3 protein-coding genes and 1 pseudogene are annotated in these 2,763 nt (G+C 73.9%); 2 read left to right on the plus strand and 2 right to left on the minus strand.

What is annotated here, in order from left to right:
* A pseudogene (locus CCN44_RS42225) lies at window positions 1-307 on the plus strand (aminoglycoside phosphotransferase family protein); the annotation flags it as partial.
* Window positions 308-318: 11 nt separating this feature from the next.
* Here the strand turns inward: CCN44_RS42225 and CCN44_RS42230 are convergent.
* Both CCN44_RS42230 and CCN44_RS42235 read right to left on the minus strand, forming a co-directional pair.
* Entirely contained in the window at window positions 319-1,209 is an 891-nt protein-coding gene (locus tag CCN44_RS42230) for an SDR family oxidoreductase (protein WP_059247030.1), read from the minus strand.
* 80 nt (window positions 1,210-1,289) lie between these two features.
* The gene (locus CCN44_RS42235) at window positions 1,290-1,547 is read right to left on the minus strand and encodes a hypothetical protein (protein ID WP_223283685.1); all 258 of its coding nucleotides are present in this window, start codon (window positions 1,545-1,547) and stop codon (window positions 1,290-1,292) included.
* Window positions 1,548-1,705: 158 nt separating this feature from the next.
* Between CCN44_RS42235 and CCN44_RS42240 the strand changes: the two genes are divergently transcribed.
* Window positions 1,706-2,763 (plus strand): ABC transporter substrate-binding protein (locus CCN44_RS42240; RefSeq protein WP_086704573.1); only part of this gene is annotated, 1,058 nt, incomplete at its 3' end.

A 2,763-nucleotide genomic window follows, 5' to 3' on the forward strand; every position in this document is an offset into this window, starting at 1 on the left:
CCGCCGTGCGGCCGTCTCCCACCCGTTCTGCAGCCTGCGCGTGCCCGTCGAACGGGCCGTCGACCGCTACGGTCCGCAGGTGCTGCCCCGGCTGCTCGACGCCTACCTGGAGCCGTGGGCGGGAGACGGCCGCACGGCGGCGCAGCTGCGGCGCGCGGCGGAACTCGCCTGGCGGCTGAGCGCCCTCGGCCGGGCCGCCTCCTGGGGCCGGATGTTCCCGCACGGCTCGGGCGCCGCGCCGGGGGCCGCGCAGGGCGCCGCGTGGCTGCTGGAGCTGCTGGCCGAGCCGCCGTTCCGGGCCGGCTGACCCCACCGCTGTCAGGGCAGCGGGGTGCCGCCGGTCGCGTTGAGGATCTCTCCGGTGATGAAGCTCGCCTCGGGCGAGGCGAGGTAGACGTAGGCGGGGGCCAGCTCGGCGGGCTGGGCCGGGCGGCCGAGCGGGCTCTGCTTACCGAACTCCGCGGTGTCGGGCATGGTCGAGGGGATGAGCGGGGTCCACACCGGCCCCGGTGCGACCGCGTTGACCCGGATGCCGCGGTCGGCGAGCATCTGGGCCAGCCCGTGGGTGAACGTGACGATCGCGCCCTTGGTCATCGCGTAGTCCAGCAGGTGCGGACTGGGCTGGTACGCCTGCACCGAGGTGGAGTTGAGGACGCAGCCCCCGGCCGGGATGTGCGGCAGGGCGAACTTGGTCAGCCAGAACATCCCGTACAGGTTGGTCCGCATCACCCGGTCGAACTGCTCGGTGCTGATCGCCTCGATGCCGTCCGGCTGGGACATCTGGTAGGCGGCGTTGTTCACGAGGACGTCGATCCGGCCGAACTCGGCGACCGCCCGCTCGATCAGCGAGCGGCAGTTGTCCTCGTCACGGATGTCGCAGGACACGGCGACCGCCTTGCGTCCGGCGTCCTCCACCAGCCGGGCCGTCTCGCGGGCGTCGTCCTCCTCCGCGGCGAGATGGGTGAAGAGCACGTCGGCACCCTCGCGGGCGAAGGCGAGCGCCACCGCCCGTCCGATGCCCGAGTCCCCTCCCGTGATCACGGTCTTGCGGCCGTCGAGTCGGCCGGTGCCGCGGTAGGACTCCTCGCCGTGGTCGGGCGGCGGGTCCATCGGGCCGGTCCAGCCCGGATGCGGCTGATCCTGGGAGGGGAAGTCGGGGCGGGCGTGCTGTGTGACCGGGTTCGGCCGGTCACCCTGCTGGTCCGTCACAGTGGCCTCCTGCGTCTCATGCGGACAGGACAGGCGACCGGGTTCCCTCCTTGTGACGGGCGAAAAGTGCCCCGGGCCGGTCAGGCGTGGGGCATGTCGTGGCCGGTGGCACGCATCCGGTCCCTGCGGGCGAGGTTGTAGAGCCGCAGGAGGTGCTTCGCCACGGCACAGGGCGCGGCGTCGGCATGGCACTGGCGGCAGGTCCGCATGTGCTGCTCGTAGGTGAGGCGCGCGTTTTCCAACGCGTCGTTGACAGATGACATGGACTTCTCCGGGCAGGGCGCGTCCGGGGACGGCGCCGAGTTGACTGACTGGTACACCCGGAACAAGGTGATCATGTTACTGGCGGTACTGGGAAACTCGTACTGTCGGCGCCACCCTCCCCCGGCGGCCGGGGCGGTTCACCCCGGCGGGGCCGAAGCCGGATCCCCGCTGCCTCGTTGTGCCGGGTGATCCGGCATCGCACGGCCGGCCACCAGGCGAAGGACACAGCAGCATGGCGTCGACCACCCCCTTGTGCATCGGTGTAGTCGCACCCCTGACGGGCCGGCTGGCCCCGCTCGGGGCGCCGCTCGGCTACGTACTGCGCGCGCTGGCTCCGCACCTCACCCACGTCCGCAACGGCGGCCGGCGGTACGAGGTGACCGTCGCCGTCCGCGACAGCCGTTCCGAGCCCGGCTCCGCCCGGCGGGCGGTGCGGGAGCTGGCGGAGGCGGACGGCGCCCGCATCGTGCTCACCATGGCCGGCACCCGGGTGCTGCCCGCCGTCACCGACGCCTGCGAGGAGGCGGCGGTGCCGTGCGTGTCGACGACGTTCCCCTGGCAGGCGTACGTGCACGCCCGGGGCGTCGACCCGGGGCACCGCTTCCGGTGGACGTACCACTTCGCCTGGGGACTCGACGACATCGCCCGCATCTTCGCGGGGCTGTGGGAAGGGGTCTGCGAGCGGGCCACCGTCGGCTGCCTGTGGAACGACGACCTGCAGGGCCGGCTGCTGCGGCACGAGCGGTACGGGTTCGCGCCGGCGCTGTCCGGGCGCGGCCACACGCTGGCCGACCTCGGTGCCTACCGGGAGCCGGCCGGTGACTTCGCGGAGCAGGTGGACCGGCTGCGCGAGCACGGCGCCGGCCTCGTCACCAGCGCGGCCACCGCGACCGACCTGGCCCTCTTCCACCGCCGGGCCCGGGAGGCCGGGCTGCGGCCCCGGCTGATCACCTGCTCGCGCTGGCTGACCTACCCGCACACCCACAGCAGCCCCGCCGCCGACGTGCACACCGAACTCGGCGACGCGCGGGTGGCCACGCTGGTCTACTGGAGCCCCGGCCACCCGTACCGCTCCAGCCTGGACGGCACCACGTGCGCCGAGCTGGCCCGCGCGTACCAGGAGGCCACGGGGGCGTCCTGGCTCCAGCCGCTGGGGCTCGCGCACGCCCTGCTGGAGACCGCGCACCACGCCCTGGCCACGGCCGCCGATCCGGCCGACCGGGCCTCGGTCGCTGACGCCGTCGCCCGCGGGGCGTCGACCCGGGGCACCGCTTCCGGTGGACGTACCAC

The sequence above is a fragment of the Streptomyces tricolor genome, from assembly GCF_002155905.1.
Taxonomy (GTDB): Bacteria; Actinomycetota; Actinomycetes; order Streptomycetales; family Streptomycetaceae; genus Streptomyces; species Streptomyces tricolor.

Bases quoted from the DNA above. Each gene is read 5' to 3' on its own strand.
- CCN44_RS42235 (WP_223283685.1), bottom strand. From the start codon at position 1,547: ATGATCACCTTGTTCCGGGTGTACCAGTCAGTCAACTCGGCGCCGTCC.